Here is a 16043-nt window from a genome sequence, read left to right on the forward strand (position 1 = left end):
CCCACCCCGGTCGCCGCCGTCGCCGCCACGGCCACAGCCACGACGCCGGCTGCGGACCACCACCACACACGCTTTGTACTCATTGCCTTAACCCTAGCGGGTATGATGTGAGCAGCAAACGCTAACCACTACTGACATGGAGGACAACCGTGAACGTTGAAGTCACCGTCGAGATCCCTAAGGGCTCCCGTAACAAGTACGAGGTCGACCACGAGACCGGCAAGGTTTACCTCGACCGCTACCTGTTTACCCCGATGGCCTACCCGGCTGACTACGGCTTCATCGACCAGACCCTCGGCGAAGACGGCGACCCGCTCGACGCCCTCGTCATCCTCCCGGAGCCGGTGTTCCCGGGCGTTATCGTAGAGGCTCGCATCCTCGGCGTATTCAAGATGACGGACGAGGCTGGCGGCGACGACAAGCTCCTCTGCGTCATCGACGACCCGCGCTGGGAGCGCTACCAGGACATCAACGATGTTGAGCAGTCCATCAAGGACGAGATCGAGCACTTCTTCGTCCACTACAAGGACCTGGAGCCCAACAAGGAAGTCACCGGCTCCGGCTGGGGCGACAAGGCCGAGGCTGAGAAGATCCTGCAGGAAGCTATCGAGCGCCACAAGTAAATCTTCGCTCTTACCCCGCTCCTTGGAGCGGGGTTTTCGCGTTTTAGTAGTCGCGGATCGGCCCGTCGAAGCCTCGAAATACGACGTGCCACGCGCTCGCGAGCTTATGCGCCCACGCGTTCCAATTCGGTGTGCGAGCCGTGGAGACCTGCTCCACGATCTCGTCGAGGTGGTGCGCGACGCAGCTGCCTGTATACCGCAGCGTCGTCCAGCCGCGCAGGACCGCGTCATTATTCTTCCAGTGGTCACGCACCACGGCTTGGCGGTCTTTGTGGAAGTCGAAGCCGTTGATCTCGATGGCGATCTTTTCCTTGGGCAGCACGAGGTCCCAGAAGTACGGGCCAATCTGGACGTTGCTCTCCACCTCGAGCCCACGCGCTTTAAGGGCGTGCGCCACCGTGATTTCCGCGCCGGAGTCCGTAAACAACGCGGCCGTTTTAAGGAACACGCGGCACTTCTTGGGCAGCGTGCCCACGTAGCTCAGGTGCCGCTCGAGCCGGTCCCGCCCGGTGCGGCCTGCGTACACCTTCTCCAGCAGCGCGTGTGCTTCCGGCTTCTCCATGACGCGCGTGGCGAGCACCGGCGTATGGACTCTGTGTCCAAGGAAATCGTGTGCGTTGAGGACCGTCGTGCGGTGGGCGACATAGTAGTCCGACTTTGCCATCAACCGTGGTGTTGCTACATCGAGCGGAAACGTAAGCGGTTGTTGCGCATAAATCTGCGCAGCGGTTCGGCCTGTGAAAACCGCCGTCGGATATTTCTCGGCAATGGCCTGGGCGACTATAGCCGGAGTGAGTTCGTTGTCGACGTAAAATCCTTTAGCAATACGGTGGCGTTGCATGTATTCCTCCCCCGAGATTTTTCAGTTGCCACTGCACAATAACTGGATTCCGACGGCCTCGCAGTGCAAGTCTTCCAACTCGTTGCGAAAATTCATTCTAAACGGCAAGGAAATTTCTGATTTTCGCAAGGAACCAGGACGCCCGTTTGCGTTCCTTGCGAAAATCCTTTTGCCACAAGAATTTTGGGTGGTGTTTTCGCAAGGAACGGCCCGTGACTAAAGGGAGCCCACCCACTCGATGAAGTCGAAGTCGCCATCGTATGGCCTTGGCCCCAAACGGCCTCGAACTCGACGTTGCGGTCCATCATGTCGAGGGCGAGCGCCAGGTTCATCTCGGTCGTTGCCGTCGTCGTGCTGTCATTCGCCTGGGAAGGCAGCAGTCGTGGAGGCGGCAGAAGAAGTGGATGTGGAAGTGGATTCAGAAGAAGAACATGCGGCGAGGAACGTCGCGCTGGCAAGGCCGGTCACGGGCAAAAGGAACGGCGGTACATAATTTTTTGCTTAAGCCCGATCGGACACTACCCGCAAGTCTGAACCGAGCATTCACAGGAAAAGGTAGGCTGGCTCGCATGAAAGAAGTAGAACCGAAGGACGTGCCGCAAGGCGCGCAGCTTATCGATGTCCGCGAAAACGACGAGTGGAACCAGGTCCATGCCGCGGGTGCCACCCACATTCCGATGGGCGAGGTGCCGCAGCGCTACGCAGAGATCGATCCAGACAAGGACATCTACGTCATTTGCGCGGCAGGCGGCCGCTCGGCGCAGGTGGCGGAGTACCTCGAGCAGGCGCTCGGCTGGGACGCAATCAACGTCGCAGGCGGCACGAATGCTTGGGTTAGCCAGGGTCTGCCTACGGAGTAGCGCCGCCGAATAATTGGCTTCAACCCATCATTTGGGCTTAGTATGGTGGTATGTCTTCCACGAAAACCCACCCGATTCCTACCGCTCTGCTGGAGTCCCCGTCGTTTCAGCTCGAGCGCCTTCGCCGCCGCGTCCGCGATATGGTCGAGGCTCAGCTGAATTCGCAGGAGACGACTCTGCGCGAGTTTTGGGTACTCACGTGCCTCGTCGAGGAGTCCGCGGCGAGCCAGTCTCACCTGTCTGACACGCTGGCTATCGACGCCTCGGACATGGTGCGCCTCATCGACGCCCTCGAGCAACGTGGCTGGGCCAAGCGCGAGCGCGACCCCCGCGATCGTCGCCGCCAAATCGTCGCCTCCACGAAGAAGGGCACGAAGGCCCACGGCCAGCTCGCAGAGCTCGTCACGGCTGCCGAGGACGAGGCGCTCGACGCCTCCACAAATAAGCAGCTCAAGCACCTGCGCAAGCTCGCGACCTCCATCATCTCGGCGGGGGAGGACGATTCCTAAATGGAGCCGCGCCACGCGTTGCCCGAAGATCCCCGTGATGAGCACCAGCCCGGAGCGGGGATTATTCATGTGCCCGAGTCCTATCTCCTGCGCGAGGAGGCCGCCCCGCCCCGCACGCTCGTCGACATCGTCCGCACCACGGCTGGGCTCTACCCCGACGCCGCAGCCATTGATGACGGCGAGGTCCTCACCTACGCCGAATTGCTTGCCGATGCCACCGCCTGGGCCGCCGAACTTTCGGCCCAGGGGATTGGGCGCGGCCATCGCATCGGCGTGCGCATGACCTCGGGTAAGAAGGAACTCTACCTCGCGATTTTGGCGACGCTCTTCGCGGGCGCCGCCTACGTGCCTGTCGACGCAGACGATCCGGACGAGCGCGCCGAGATGGTCTTCGGCGAGGCCGCCATTGACGGCATCTTCACCGACGAGGGCTTCCGTCGTTTAACTCCGGACGCGCACGCGGCCGGCGAGCCGCGCCCTGAGGATGACGCGTGGATCATCTTCACCTCGGGCTCGACGGGCAAGCCGAAGGGCGTGGCTGTGAGCCACCGCTCCGCCGCCGCGTTCGTGGACGCTGAGGCTTCGATTTTTCTAGCGGACCACCCTGGTGGTCCCCTAGGACCAGATGACCGCGTGCTTGCGGGCCTGTCCGTCGCCTTCGACGCGAGCTGTGAGGAAATGTGGCTCGCATGGGGCCACGGCGGCTGCCTTGTCCCGGCGCCACGCTCGCTCGTGCGCTCCGGCATGGATCTCGGCCCCTGGCTCATCCGCCGCGACATCACGGTGGTCTCCACCGTCCCGACCCTCGCGGGTCTGTGGCCCGCAGAGGCCCTCGACCACGTGCGCCTGCTCATCGTCGGCGGCGAAGCCTGTTCGCAAGAGCTCGTCGACCGCCTGGCGACCGAGGACCGCGAGATGTGGAATACCTACGGCCCCACGGAGGCCACCGTCGTGTCCTCGGCGGCGAGGCTCCTGCCTGGCCAGCCAGTGGGCATCGGGAAGCCTTTGCGCGGCTGGGACCTGGCGGTCGTGGATACCGAGGGGTTTCCCGTACAGATGGGCCAGGTGGGCGAGCTCGTCATCGCCGGCGTGGGTCTTGCGCGCTACCTCGACCCGGTCAAGGACGCCGAAAAGTACGCGCCGCTCGAGTCCATGGCGTGGGAGCGCGCATACCGCTCGGGCGACCACGTGCGCCTCGAAGAGGACGGCTTGTACTTCGTGGGTCGCGTCGACGACCAGGTGAAGATCGGCGGCCGCCGCATCGAGCTCGGCGAGGTCGAGGCCAACGTCGCGGCCCTGCCGAATGTCTACAACTCGGCCGTCGCGGTGCAGTCCACGGCTGGCGGCGAGAAGGTCCTCGTGGGCTATGTCTCGCTCGATGACCCGGACGCCGGCTTCGATGAGAACGCTGCGCGCGAGCGCCTCGCCGAATCCATGCCCGCCGCCCTCGTCCCGCGCCTGTGCGTCATGGACGAGCTGCCCGTGCGCACCTCCGGCAAGGTCGACAAAAAGGCGCTGCCGTGGCCGCTACCTGGCGTGGGCGTCGAGGCCGTGGGCCTCACCGACACCGAGGCGTGGCTCGCGCAGCTCTTCGTCGAGGTCCTCGGCGTTTCCGTCGAGGACGCGAACGCGGACTTCTTCACGCTGGGCGGCACGTCGCTCGCCGCGGCCACCCTCGTGGGCCGCATTCGCGACCGCTACCCCACCACGTCCGTGCGTGACCTCTACGATCACCCGCGTCTGGGCGCGCTCGCCGAGCTTATCGATGCCACCTCTCCGTCCGCCTCGTCCGTGACGCGCCAGCGTCACGTCGCGCGGGTGAGGTGGACCACGCGCCTCATTCAGTTCCTGGTGCAGATTCCCGTCATGACGCTCGCCGCGAGCTCGTGGCTCGCGTGGCTGCTGCTCGGTTCGAATCTGGCGGTCCTCGCCGGCATCGAGTGGGCCGTATGGTCGCCGTGGTGGCTCGTCATCGCCTTGGTGCTGGTCTTCGCCACACCGCTCGGGCGCATTCCGCTGGGCGGCTTCGGCGCGCGACTCATCACGAGCGGCATTCAGCCTGGCGAGTACCCGCGCGGCGGCTCGGTGCACCTACGCATCTGGGCGGCGGAACGCTGGGCCGACGCGTCCGGTTCGCGGTCCATCGCGGGTGCGACGTGGGTCAATAACTACGCGCGCACCCTCGGCGTGAAGATCGGCCACGGCGTCGATCTCCACTCGCTGCCGCCGGTCACGGGCCTGCTTACCATCGGCGCGCACGCGTCCATCGAGCCGGAGGTCGATCTCTCCGGCTACTGGCTCGACGGCGACATTTTGCGCGTGGGTGCCATCGAGGTAGGCAAGAACGCCCGCGTCGGCGCGCGCTCCACGCTGCTGCCTGGCACGCGCATCGGCAACGATGCCCACATCGAGGCCGGATCCACCGTGACGGGCGCGAAGAAGGTCAAGTCTGGCCAACGCTGGTCCGGTTCGCCCGCGGCAAAGGTAGGCCGCTCCAAGCACCGCTTCCCTGATGAGCACCCGCGCCGCCGCAGCCACTGGGTCGCCATCTATGGCGTCACCTCGTTCCTGCTCGCGCTGCAGCCGCTCATGGCGCTTGCCGTGGGTGCCGCCGCGACCGTGGCGCTCATCCAGCTCACCGGCGGCAACCCCTACGTGGGCGGACTGCTCTTCGCACCCGTCGGCGCCCTGGCCGCCTTCGCGTTCTTCATGGCACAAACGTGGCTGGGCGTGCGCTTCCTGCAGCTGGGACTCAAGCCCGGCGTGGCGCCGGTGCGCTCGGCGGCTGGCTGGCGCGCCTGGGGCATCGAAAGGCTCATGGATGAAGCCCGCACGACGCTCTTCCCGCTCTACGCCTCCCAGCTCACGCCGGGCTGGCTGCGCTCGCTCGGCGCACGCATTGGCCGCGACGCTGAAATTTCCACCGCCGTCATGATTCCGAAGCTCACCGAGGTCAAGGACGGCGCGTTCCTCGCGGATGACACGCTCGTGGGCGGTTACGAGCTCGGCGGCGGCTGGCTGCTCACCGGCGAGACTAAGGTGGGCAAGCGCTCGTTTGTGGGCAACTCCGGCATCACGGGCCCCGGCCGCAAGCTGGGCAAGAATTCGCTCGTGGCCGTACTCTCTTCGACGCCGAAGAAGTCCAAAGCCGGTTCCAACTGGTGGGGCTCCCCGCCGGAGCGCATGCGCCGCGTCGAGGCGCACGTCGACGGCGGCGAGGCCCTCACCTATAGCCCGGGCCTGGGCGTCAAGATCGCGCGCGGCGCGGTAGAAACCCTCCGTCTCCTCGCGCCGATGACCTCCGCGATGCTGCTCGCCGCAGTCCTCGGCGGCCTCCTGTGGCTGCTCGACGCCTATGGCCTGGCGGTTGCGTGGCTCGTCTCTGGCCTGCTGCTCATGGCCGCCGGCGCGGTGGGCGTGGCCATCACCGTGGCCGTGAAGTGGATCTGCGTCGGCCGCCACGTGCCGGGCGACCACCCACTGTGGTCCTCGTTCGTGTGGCTCAACGAGCTCCAGGACGCCTTCGTCGAATCCGTCGCCGCCCCCTGGTTCTTCCAGCACGCGGGCGGCACGGGCTCGATGAATATGGCGCTGCGCGCACTCGGCGTGCGCATCGGCCGCGGCGCATGGATCGAGTCCTACTGGTTCCCGGAGACCGACCTCATCACGGTGGGCGACGGCGCCTCCGTGGGCCCCGGAACGGTGGTTCAAACCCATCTCTTCCAGGACCGCGTCATGAGCCTCGACACCGTCACCCTCGGCGCCGGTGCGACGCTCGCGGCGCACTCGGTGGCGCTGCCGGCGGCATCGGTAGGCCGTAGCGCGACGGTGGGTCCCGGCTCGCTTGTCATGCGCGGCGACCGCGTCCCCGCGGGCACCGTGTGGCAGGGCAATCCCATCGAACCGTGGGAGTAATACCCTTGTGACCTTCGCCACCTAACGGTACGATTTCTTCCAAAATCGTACCGTTATTTTTATCAAGGCAGGTCTCTATGCTCCCCCTCACCGGCATCACCGTCGTCCACCTCGGCGGGATTGGCCCCGGCCCGTTTGCCGCAATGATTCTCGCAGACATGGGCGCGCGCGTCATCCGCGTCGTGCGCCCCGGCAATCCGGCGGACATCGTCCCGCATGGCGTTCTCTACCGCGGCCAGGAAACCCTTGAGGCCAACCTCAAGGACCCCGATGATGTCGCCCGCGTTCTCGACCTCATCACCGACGCCCAGCTCCTCATCGAGGGCTTCCGCCCCAGCGTCGCGGAGCGTCTCGGCCTCGGGCCTTCCGATGCCGCCTCCCGCAACCCCGCGCTCGTCTACGGCCGCATGACGGGCTGGGGCCAGGACGGACCGCTCGCGCAAACAGCCGGGCACGATATCAACTACATCGCCATCTCCGGCGCACTCGGCGCTATCGCCGCGCCCGACGGACGCCCCGTGCCGCCGCTGAACTTCATGGGCGACTTCGGCGGCGGCTCGATGTACCTCGTCTCCGGCCTCCTCGCCGCCCTCGTGCACGCACAGACCACCGGTGAGGGCGCCGTGGTGGACGCCAACATTGTGGACGGCGCGGCCTCCTTGACGGCAATGCTCCACGCCTTTAGGAATGCCGGCCAGTGGGGCCCAACCGGCACGAACGTGCTCGACGGCGGCGCGCCGTTCTACACCGTGTACAAGACGTCCGACGGGAAGTGGATGTCTGTAGGCGCCATCGAGCCGCAGTTCTACGCCGAACTACTACGGCTCCTCGACCTCACGAACGAACTAGCAGGGATTGACCAGAACGACCAAGCCGAGTGGCCACGCGTGGCCCAGCGCTTCGCCGAGGTCTTCGTCACGAAGACCCAGGCCGAGTGGGTAAAGATTTTCCGCGGCACCGATGCGTGCGTCGCCGAAGTCGTCTCCCCTGACGACGTACTCGACCATCCCCATCTGGCCGCCCGCGGCACCTACCGCCCCACGAGCGACGGGATGGAGCCCGCGCCCGCGCCGCGGATTTCTCCCTTGGCTTAAAACGCGAGAAGGCGGCGCCTTCCTTCCGGAAAGCGCCGCCGTGAAGCACCGTACCGCGTACTACTTAAAGAGCTGGGAAGTACGGAATCTTCTGGCCCTGGATGGTGCCGCGGCCGACGAGGGTGTTGTACACGGTGCCCCAGAAGGCCACGGAAATAGCCACGCCGAGGACCGAGGAGATGACGTAGCCGGCGGTGGAGGAACCGGTATTGGCAGCAGTAGCAGAGCCGGATGCTGCAGCGTCAGAAGACTCAGCGAGGGCGACCGGAGCAGCGACAGCGCCGCTGGTGGCCAGAGCAACGGAGGTGGCAGCAGCGATAACGCCGCGGGTGAGCTTAGAGGACATAATATTTCCTTGGGTTAAGGGGAGATACGGACGTTTTCGATTCTAAAACATTATCGCTAGGCCGCGTGTGGTTTAAGCAACAAATTTTCTAAATTGTCCGTTACATCAACGTGAACGACATGAAATAAATGAAAACAATCCGCATATGTCAAGCATCGCCCCCTCGGCACTCACCTGCATATGCAAAAAGAGCCGCTTCCAAAAGGAAGAGGCTCTTCGTTGCGTTTACCGCAGGCGCGGAATCCAGCTAAGCGTGACTAGTCGCCGATTTGGTCGCGGCCGCGCTTAACGATGTGCTCGTCCGGCTCGCCGACCACGGAGTGGTCCTTGTTCGTGTACTCGAACTTGGAGAGCACGTAGCGCATGGCGTTAATGCGGGCGCGCTTCTTGTCATTCGACTTAATGGTGATCCACGGAGACTCGTCGGTATCCGTGTAGCGGAACTGCTCTTCCTTGGCGCGAGTGTAGTCGTCCCACTTGTCGAGGGACGCGAGGTCCATCGGTGACAGCTTCCACTGGCGCACCGGGTCAATCTGGCGAATCGCGAAGCGGGTGCGCTGCTCCTTGCGGGTCACGGAGAACCACAGCTTGGTGAGCGAAATACCCGAACCCAGAATCATGTTCTCGAGCATCGGCACCTCGCGAAGGAACTCCGCGTGCTGCGACTCGGTGCAGAAACCCATGACGCGCTCGACGCCGGAGCGGTTGTACCAGGAGCGGTCAAAGAAGACGATCTCGCCGCCGGCCGGGAAGTGCTGGATGTAGCGCTGGAAGTACCACGAGGTGGACTCACGCGGCGACGGCTTCTCAAGCGCCACCGTGCGTGCGCCACGCGGATTGAGGTGTTCGTTGAAACGCTTAATGGTGCCGCCCTTGCCAGCAGCGTCGCGACCCTCAAAAATAATGATGTGGCGCTGGCCAGTTTCCTTGGTCCAGTTCTGCCACTTCAGCAGCTCAATCTGCAGGGCGCGCTTCGTCACCTCGTACTCGTCACGCGTCATGCGCTCCCCATACGGGTAGTTCTCGCGCCACGTCTCCACCGGAGAGCCATCCGGCATGATGAGCGAGGGATCATCCTCGTCAGAGTCGTCAACGACGTAGCCGTCGGTCTGTGCAAGGTCAATCTCGGGAAGCTCGTCGTCTTTAATATCAGCCATGCATGACATTTTACTCCTAAAATCGCCCTAAAGTGCCCGCATGGGAGGTGAACCCCCGGTGAAATTCACCCCTCCCCGCCCCCACTGCGCAGACCCGCCAAAAAGACGAAAACTGCAAAAGCCCGCGCACACAGCGCGGGCAGCAGTTAGTCGCTCGAGGCGAAATCTACTACTGGGTCAGACCGATGAGGTCAGAGACGTTGCCAGCCATGTCAGCGAGCTGCTTCAGCAGAAGAAGCAGCTGGCCGGTCCAGGTACCTTCGGCAGAAAGCTTGAAGAACTCCATGTGATTACTCCTTTAAGGGTTGTGAAAGTTAGGTACACGGGCGCATGCTCACGCCCGCAAGGTTGAATTAGGCCTCAGACTTGGAGGACAGGCCCTCGAAGACGCCGGAGGTCTTCTCGGTCAGGGCGTCGGAACTATTGATCATGGTGTTCATGTTGCCAGCGAACTTCGCAAAGCCAGTGAACAGGTCGTGAATAGCCTTGCCGAAGGTGGAGAAGTTGTCCAGCTGCTCGGTGACGAAAGAGAGATCCATGTGTGTCTCCTTTAGATGTACCCAACTACAGGAGTCGGGGATGTGAATAAACGGTTTTTACGACATCCCGCAGTGGATGTCACGAGGATTATTGTGGCACATTTTGCTGACGCGTCAAACGGAAATTCTGATGCAATTCTCCCATCCATACGTCGCCTAAATCACACCGTACACTTTCTCACTCACCACACAGACAACACTAAGAAACGCCCCCACCTGCACGAATATAAAATACCGCCAATTTAGTCATTCTTTTTTTGGCAGCCCCCCCGTAACACCCACCACACTGTGTCCGATTTAATCGGACCGCAACCTTAAATTTGGTTAACCCGGTGTTAACCTTCAGCGAGTGAACGGGGGTGTCTAATGGGGGTAAACTTCGCCGCGGCAGCGGCTTTGGAGCGGGCTGAGTCGGCGTTCCCGCATGCTTTCGACGGCAATGAGGACACGACTGTGCAACACGGCGTGTCGTTCCAAATGTTACGGATGTTACTCAAGTAAAGCCGTCACGTGCCGCGAGAAGCCGGAGGCGCTGTGCACGCTGCGGCCGCCTGAGGGCCAGGCACGCGTACAGAACTAGCGCGGCCCCAAACGCGCAAAAGCGCCCGCCGCGCTCCTCTTTACAAGTAAGGAGTACGGCGGGCGCGTGGAGACGCGAGGGGCGGGGCTTAGAAGCCCATGCCGCCCATCTCGTCAGCGCCAGGAGCGGCCGGTGCGGCCGGCTCCGGCTTGTCAGCAACGACAGCCTCAGTGGTGAGGAAGAGCGCGGCGATGGATGCAGCGTTCTGCAGCGCAGAGCGGGTGACCTTGACTGGGTCGTTGATGCCCGCGGCCATGAGGTCCACGTACTCGCCGGTGGCGGCGTTGAGGCCTTCGCCAGCCTTAAGGTTGGCGACCTTGTCAGCCACGACGCCCGGCTCGAAGCCAGCGTTCAACGCAATCTGCTTAAGCGGTGCGGACAGTGCCTCGCGGACGATCTTCACGCCAGTGGCCTCGTCGCCCTTGAGATCAGACAGGGAGTCCAGAGCCTTGGCAGCCTGCAGGAGGGCGACGCCACCGCCGGCGACAATGCCCTCTTCGACGGCAGCCTTCGCGTTGCGGACGGCGTCCTCAATGCGGTGCTTGCGCTCGGTGAGCTCGACCTCGGTAGCAGCGCCGACCTTGAGGACGGCCACGCCGCCGGAGAGCTTAGCCAGGCGCTCCTGGAGCTTCTCACGGTCGTAGTCAGAGTCAGAGTTGTCGATCTCGGCACGGATCTGCTTGATGCGGCCGTCGATCTGCTCCTGGGAGCCGGCGCCCTGAACGATGGTGGTGTCGTCCTTGGTGACGACGACCTTGCGGGCCTGGCCGAGGAACTCGAGCTCGGCGGTCTCGAGGGAGAGGCCGACCTCCTCGGAGATGACCTGGCCGCCGGTGAGGATAGCCATGTCCTGCAGGGTGGCCTTGCGGCGGTCGCCGAAGCCCGGTGCCTTCACGGCAACGGACTTGAAGGTGCCGCGAATCTTGTTGACGACGAGGGTGGACAGGGCCTCGCCCTCGACGTCCTCAGCGATGATGAGCAGCGGCTTGCCGGTCTGCATGACCTTCTCGAGGACCGGGACGAGGTCCTTGATGTTGGAGATCTTGGAGGAGACCAGAAGGATGTACGGATCCTCGAGGACGGCCTCCTGACGCTCCATGTCAGTGGCGAAGTAGCCGGAGATGTAGCCCTTGTCGAAGCGCATACCCTCGGTAACCTCAAGGTCGACGCCGAAGGTGTTGGACTCCTCGACAGTGATGACGGAGTCCTTGTTCACGGAGCCGTTGCCCACGGTGTACATAGCCTCGGCGATCTTCTCGCCAATGGCCGGGTCAGCGGCGGAGATGCCAGCGGTCGTGGCGATCTGCTCCTGGGTCTCGACCTCCGTGGCGGAAGAGAGCAAGGCGTCAACGACGGCCTTGGTGGCGGTCTCGATGCCGCGCTTGATGCCCATCGGGTTGGAGCCGGCGGCTACGTTGCGCAGGCCCTCGCGGACGAGCGCCTGAGCCAGGACGGTAGCGGTGGTGGTGCCGTCGCCTGCGACGTCATCCGTCTTCTTGGCAACTTCCTTGACGAGCTCGGCGCCGATCTTCTCGTACGGATCCTCGAGCTCGATCTCGCGCGCGATGGACACGCCGTCGTTCGTAATGGTCGGGGCGCCCCAGGACTTCTCCAGGACGACGTTGCGGCCCTTGGGGCCGAGCGTGACCTTGACAGCGTCGGCCAGCGTGTTGAGGCCACGCTCGAGGCCGCGACGCGCCTCTTCGTCAAAGGCAATGATCTTTGCCATGTCTTTTTAACTCCTTGATTGGTGTCTTTTGTCTATGTGGTTGAAAGAAGACGACACTCAAGCGTCCCACCCTTCAAAGAGGCCCGCGACGGCGCGGCTGGCGAGTGTAAACCAACCTCAACTTCAAAGGTGCACGTTCTTAGCACTGACCATTCTCGAGTGCTAGCGACCATTCTGGCACTCGCCCGCACCGAGTGCAAGAAATGACGCGCATGCCCTGAGAGATCGCGAAAGGCCCGCCGGGAACCGGCGAGCCTGGAGCAAAGGGGGCATCGGAAAGCTAGGCGCGAGCCTTGCGGCGAGTCCACCAGTAGGTGAAGGCCACGGCCGCAATGAAGGCGATGATGCCCAGGATATCGGCGTAGGTTCCGCCGGAGAAGAACTCGAGCGGGGACGCGCCGCCGTCCGCCGCGATGAGGCCGGCGTTGACGACGCCGAAGAGGGACTCACCGACGATGAGGCCGGTGGCGAGCAGCGTGCCCAGGCGCTTCTTAGCCTCGGCGCTCTCCTGCTTGGCGGCCCAGTTGTCGTAGAACGTACCGAGGATGGCGCCGATCGGGATGATGATCGTGAGCGAGGCCGGCAGGTACATGCCCATGCCGACGGCGAGCGGCGAGAGGGAGTACTTATCCGTGGTCTTGCGCAAAACCTCGTCGATAACGATGAGGACCGCGCCGATGCCCATGCCGAGGAAGATGAGGTTCCAGTCCAGCGTGCTGTCGAAGATGCCCGAGGCGACCGAGGACATAAGCGCAGCCTGCGGGGCGGCGAGTGCGTCCTCGCCGGCGCCCTCCATGCCCTGGAAGCCGAATCCGGTGAGCATGACCTGAAGGATGGGCGGAATGACGACGGAGCCGAAGAGGACACCGATAATGAGGGCGACCTGCTGCTTCCAGGGCGTCGCGCCCACGAGCTGGCCGGTCTTCAAGTCCTGGAGGTTATCGTTCGAAATCGTGGCGATGCCGAAGATAATGGCCGCCGAGAAGAGCGTGTAGGCCACGAGCGAGAGCGGGTTCGCGTCCACGCCGCGCATGACGGCGGCGATGATGAGCGAGACCGCGACGACGGCGATGATGCCGATGGAGGAAATCGGCGAGTTCGACGCGCCGATGAGGCCGGCCATGTAACCGCAGACGGAGGCGATGACGAGACCGAGGACGAGCGTGAACAGCACGGAAACCGCGATGAGCACGAAGGCGTGCTCGTGAATATCGGTCTGCGAGAGGAAGTCCCACAACAGCAGGCCGATGGGCAGCATAAGGACCACGATGGTGGTGGCCACGTACGGGAACGGAATGTCGCGCTCCGTGACGTCCACGGCGTTGCCCGCCTTGCGGCTGCGCGAGGAAGCCAGGGACTGGGAGATGCCTTTGGCGATGGGGCCAGTGATCTTGATGAGCGTCCACACGGCAGCAATCGCCATGGTGCCGACACCGATGAAGCGGATCTCGCCGGAGAAGACCTCGTCGACGATGTCTGCCATCGCGGCGACGTCCGAGATATCGCCCGCGGTGCGGATGGGCAGCAGGATAATAAAGGAGATGAACACGCCCACGAGCATGGCGATACCGACAGGCAGGCCGACCAAGTGGCCCACGCCGATAAGCGCCATGGACAGGCTCGTACCAAGCGTCGTCGCGCCCGCGCCGAGCTTGAAGTAGCCCGCGACGGAGGACGAGATAGCCTTCATCGCGGCGAGCAGGGACATCGCGGCGGAGATGACGCCGCCCACGAGGATGACGCGCAGGCCCTTGGCGTTTTCCTCTCCTGCTTTGTCCGTGACGCCGTTTGCGCTGTCACCGTCGCCGACTTTAAGGACCTCGGCCGCAGCGACGCCCTCCGGATAGGGCAGGTCCGAGCCGGTAACGAGCGCGCGGCGCAGCGGGATGGAGTACATGACGCCGAGGATGCCGCCGATGGCACACACCGCGGCCGTCTCGAAGAAGCTGAATCCCGTCCAGTAGCCGACCATGACGAGGCCGGGGAGGACAAAGATGATGGCGGACAACGTACCGGCAGCAGACGCGATGGTCTGCACGATGTTGTTTTCCTTGATGTTGTGCCCCTTGAACTTGCGGAGCACGGCCATGGAGATGACGGCGGCGGGAATCGACGTCGCGAACGTGAGGCCCACTTTGAGGCCGAGGTAGACGTTGGCGGCGGTAAACACGAGGGTAATAAGCCCGCCGATGATGACGCCGCGCAGCGTCAATTCCGGCAACGATGCAGGCTTTTTCGCGGTCCCGGCGGGGGCTACTGGTGTGCCCATGCGAGGTCCTTTCTTTTCAAGATAAAATTCAACCTATCGAATGGTAGTCTCCATAGCCCGAATTGCCACATCTATAGTGGGAACCATGACTGATATTGCTAGCTCCGTCCGCGGCGATCGCGCCCGGATTTTCCAGGACCTGTCCCAACTCGTTGGCTTCGCCTCCGTCCACAATGAGCCTGGCCACGAGCAGGCCAACAAGGACGCCGCAGCGTGGGTTGCCGCCGCGCTTTCCGATGCCGCCTTTAGCGTCGAGTCCATCCCCACCACCGACGGCTCCATCGCCGTCCTGGGCAACCGCCCGGGTGACGAGGGTGCGAAGACCGTGCTGCTCTACTCGCACTACGACGTCGTCCCGGCCGGTGACCCGGCCGCGTGGGAGTCCGATCCCTTCACGTTGACCGAGCGCACGCACGCCGATGGCACGACGCGCTGGTTCGGCCGCGGTGCAGCGGACTGCAAGGGCAACGTCGCCGCGCACCTCGCGGCGTTGCGCGCGGTCGAGGAAGCTGGTGGCACCAAGCTGAACCTGAAGTTCCTCGTCGAGGGCTCTGAGGAGCGCGGTGGCGCCGGTCTTTCCGCGCTCATCGAGGAGCGTCCGGAGCTCTTCGCCGCAGACGCCATCCTCATCGTCGACGCCGGCAACTCCGCCGTGGGCCAGCCCACGCTCACCACATCGCTGCGCGGCGGCGGCCAGGTTCGCGTCAAGGTGACGACGGCCGAGTCCGCCGTCCACTCCGGCCAGTTCGGCGGCGCGGCCCCGGACGCCGTGAAGGCACTCATGCGCACGCTCGACTCGCTCACGGACGAGTACGGCCGCACCGTCATCGACGGCGTGGAGTGCCGCGATACCTGGGACGGCCAGGGCTACCCCGCTGACAACTTCCGTGCTGATGCGCAGCTGCTCGACGGCGTGGCCATCGCCGGCGAGGGCTCCTCCGAAGGCGCCACCGAGACCGAGATCGCCTCCATGCTGTGGTCCCGCCCGGCCGTGAGCGTCATCGGCTTTACCTCCACCCCGGTCTCCGAGGCCGTCAACGCCGTGGCCAATGTCGCCGAGGCCGCGCTCAACCTGCGCGTGCCCGCCCACATGTCCGCCGCGGACACGGAGGCCAAGCTCATCGAGCACCTCAAGAACCACGTGCCGTGGGGCGCCCACATCGAGATCACCTCATGGGACGCCAACCAGGGCTTTGCTACGGACCCCGAACTGCCCGCAGCCCGCGTGTTCGCCGAGGCTTTTTCTGAGGCTTATGGCACAGAGACGACCGCGCAGGGCATGGGCGGCTCTATCCCGCTCACCACCGAGCTACAGGAGAAATACCCCAACGCCGAGATCATCCTCTACGGGGTCGAGGAGCCCAAGGCCGTCATCCACTCCGCGAACGAGTCCGTGGACCCGACCGAGATTGAGGCCGTCGCCATCGCCGAGGCCCTCTTCCTCACCCGCTTCTAGCCGCCCCGCAGCGCGCGTTAGCCACAACGTCCGAATAAGGCCCGGATTTTTCGAGATCTGGAACCTTCGTCGGGGGTTGTGGCTATTTTCGTGCGCACGCCGCGGCGCTGTGCGCAGGGGCTGCA

13 protein-coding genes are annotated in these 16043 nt (G+C 64.0%); 7 read left to right on the top strand and 6 right to left on the bottom strand.

All coding sequences use genetic code 11. The features are described 5' to 3' along the window. The first annotated feature begins 149 nt into the window (after positions 1-149). The gene (locus BN9444_RS00665) at positions 150-623 is read left to right on the top strand and encodes an inorganic diphosphatase (protein ID WP_066492918.1); all 474 of its coding nucleotides are present in this window, start codon (positions 150-152) and stop codon (positions 621-623) included. A gap of 43 nt (positions 624-666) precedes the next feature. Here BN9444_RS00665 and BN9444_RS00670 read toward each other — a convergent pair whose 3' ends face one another. Continuing rightward, positions 667-1464 carry an endonuclease domain-containing protein gene (locus BN9444_RS00670; RefSeq protein WP_141629088.1) on the bottom strand — a complete coding sequence of 266 codons (798 nt, stop codon included), beginning with the start codon at positions 1462-1464 and terminating at the stop codon, positions 667-669. On the opposite strand from BN9444_RS00670, the gene BN9444_RS13980 reads away from it, so the two are divergent. The 5 genes from BN9444_RS13980 to BN9444_RS00690 all read left to right on the top strand — a co-directional run bounded on the left by BN9444_RS13980 (position 1463) and on the right by BN9444_RS00690 (position 7842). Beyond that, positions 1463-1684 carry a hypothetical protein gene (locus BN9444_RS13980; RefSeq protein WP_141681444.1) on the top strand — a complete coding sequence of 74 codons (222 nt, stop codon included), beginning with the start codon at positions 1463-1465 and terminating at the stop codon, positions 1682-1684. The genes BN9444_RS00670 and BN9444_RS13980 overlap by 2 nt on opposite strands. A 349-nt stretch (positions 1685-2033) precedes the next feature. Then, positions 2034-2324, top strand: a complete 291-nt coding sequence (locus tag BN9444_RS00675) for a rhodanese-like domain-containing protein (RefSeq protein WP_066492914.1) — start codon at positions 2034-2036, stop codon at positions 2322-2324. 50 nt (positions 2325-2374) lie between these two features. Continuing rightward, entirely contained in the window at positions 2375-2833 is a 459-nt protein-coding gene (locus BN9444_RS00680; protein WP_066512420.1) for a MarR family winged helix-turn-helix transcriptional regulator, read from the top strand. Next, positions 2834-6748 carry a Pls/PosA family non-ribosomal peptide synthetase gene (locus tag BN9444_RS00685; protein WP_082723329.1) on the top strand — a complete coding sequence of 1305 codons (3915 nt, stop codon included), beginning with the start codon at positions 2834-2836 and terminating at the stop codon, positions 6746-6748. It abuts the gene before it with no gap. Positions 6749-6825: 77 nt separating this feature from the next. Continuing rightward, positions 6826-7842 carry a CaiB/BaiF CoA transferase family protein gene (locus tag BN9444_RS00690; protein ID WP_066512418.1) on the top strand — a complete coding sequence of 339 codons (1017 nt, stop codon included), beginning with the start codon at positions 6826-6828 and terminating at the stop codon, positions 7840-7842. Positions 7843-7906: 64 nt separating this feature from the next. On the opposite strand, the gene BN9444_RS00695 is transcribed toward BN9444_RS00690, so the two are convergent. From BN9444_RS00695 to BN9444_RS00715, 5 genes are all read right to left on the bottom strand, one after another. Continuing rightward, positions 7907-8188 (bottom strand): hypothetical protein, encoded by a 282-nt coding sequence (locus BN9444_RS00695; RefSeq protein ID WP_066492908.1) that lies wholly within the window; start codon positions 8186-8188, stop codon positions 7907-7909. 257 nt (positions 8189-8445) lie between these two features. Beyond that, complete coding sequence (gene ppk2, locus BN9444_RS00700) at positions 8446-9345, bottom strand: polyphosphate kinase 2 (RefSeq protein WP_066512415.1); 900 nt, start codon at positions 9343-9345, stop codon at positions 8446-8448. A 353-nt stretch (positions 9346-9698) separates the two neighbouring features. Then, entirely contained in the window at positions 9699-9884 is a 186-nt protein-coding gene (locus BN9444_RS00705; protein WP_066512412.1) for a PorH family porin, read from the bottom strand. A 668-nt stretch (positions 9885-10552) separates the two neighbouring features. Continuing rightward, positions 10553-12193 carry a chaperonin GroEL gene (gene groL, locus BN9444_RS00710; protein WP_066512408.1) on the bottom strand — a complete coding sequence of 547 codons (1641 nt, stop codon included), beginning with the start codon at positions 12191-12193 and terminating at the stop codon, positions 10553-10555. Between the two features lie 280 nt (positions 12194-12473). Next, positions 12474-14462 (bottom strand): OPT family oligopeptide transporter, encoded by a 1989-nt coding sequence (locus BN9444_RS00715; protein ID WP_066492902.1) that lies wholly within the window; start codon positions 14460-14462, stop codon positions 12474-12476. Positions 14463-14547: 85 nt separating this feature from the next. On the opposite strand from BN9444_RS00715, the gene BN9444_RS00720 reads away from it, so the two are divergent. Continuing rightward, positions 14548-15918, top strand: coding sequence for a dipeptidase (locus BN9444_RS00720; RefSeq protein WP_066512403.1), 1371 nt, complete (start codon positions 14548-14550; stop codon positions 15916-15918). Positions 15919-16043: the final 125 nt, after the last annotated feature.

The sequence above is a fragment of the Corynebacterium phoceense genome (assembly GCF_900092335.1).
Lineage (GTDB): Bacteria > Actinomycetota > Actinomycetes > Mycobacteriales > Mycobacteriaceae > Corynebacterium > Corynebacterium phoceense.